This is a genomic window from Aureimonas sp. SK2 (assembly GCF_029813115.1).
In the GTDB taxonomy this organism is placed as follows: domain Bacteria; phylum Pseudomonadota; class Alphaproteobacteria; order Rhizobiales; family Rhizobiaceae; genus Aureimonas.
The window spans coordinates 1-835 of the sequence record NZ_JAPZDS010000064.1; the positions used below are offsets into that span (position 1 = coordinate 1).

An 835-nucleotide genomic window follows, 5' to 3' on the forward strand; every position below is an offset into this window, starting at 1 on the left:
GCTCAGGACTCGTTGATCAGAGCCAGAAGATGACGGCGGCCGCGATGCAGATGGCTGAGAAGAAGGTGTGGGCGCATCGGTCGTAGCGGGTGGCGATGCGCCGCCAGTCCTTGAGGCGACCGAACATGATCTCGATCCTGTAGCGCTGCCTGTAGAGTACGGGATCGTGCGGGAGCGGGTTCTTGCGCTTGGCCCGTGACGGGATGCAGGCGGCGATGCCGCGCTCGGCGAGCGCCTGGCGCAGCCAGTCGGCATCATAGCCCTTGTCGGCCAGCATCTCCCTGGCGGGCGGCAAGTGCGCCAGCATCAGGCGGGCGCCATGATAGTCGCTGGTCTGGCCCTCGGTGAGCGTCATGACGAGGGGACGACCCTGTCCGTCGCAGACGGCGTGCAACTTGGAGTTCAGGCCGCCCTTGGTGCGTCCGATACGTCGGGGAACATCCCCCCTTTGAGCAGGCTCGCCGCCGTACGGTGCGCCTTCAGATGCGTGGCATCGATCATGATGCGCTCCGGTCTTGATCCTTTACCCGCAAGCGCGGCGAAGATGCGGTTGAAGACGCCAAGCCGCGACCAGCGGATGAAGCGGTTGTACAAGGTCTTGTGCGGCCCGTAGTCCGCCGGCGCGTCCTTCCACGGCAAGCCGTTGCGGATCACGTAGACGATGCCGCTCACCACACGCCGGTCGTCGACGCGCGGCACCCCGTGGGACAGCGGGAAGTGCGGCGATATCCGCGCCATCTGGCGCTCGCTCAACAGGAACAGCTTGCCCATCGGAAATTCCTCCAATGCCCAACTGAACCACGCCTCAAAACAAATTAATAGGTCCTGAGCCTAG

Annotated in this window: 1 protein-coding gene; it reads right to left on the minus strand. The window is 64.3% G+C overall.

The window, feature by feature from the left end:
• Nucleotides 1–16 precede the first annotated feature (16 nt).
• Nucleotides 17–771, minus strand: a protein-coding gene (locus tag O5O54_RS22225) for an IS5 family transposase (protein ID WP_407061751.1) whose coding sequence is annotated in 2 segments (ribosomal slippage) — nt 17–436 and nt 439–771 — 753 coding nt in all. Because the reading frame shifts where the segments join, the coding sequence is not laid out codon by codon here.
• Between the last annotated feature and the right edge of the window lie 64 nt (nt 772–835).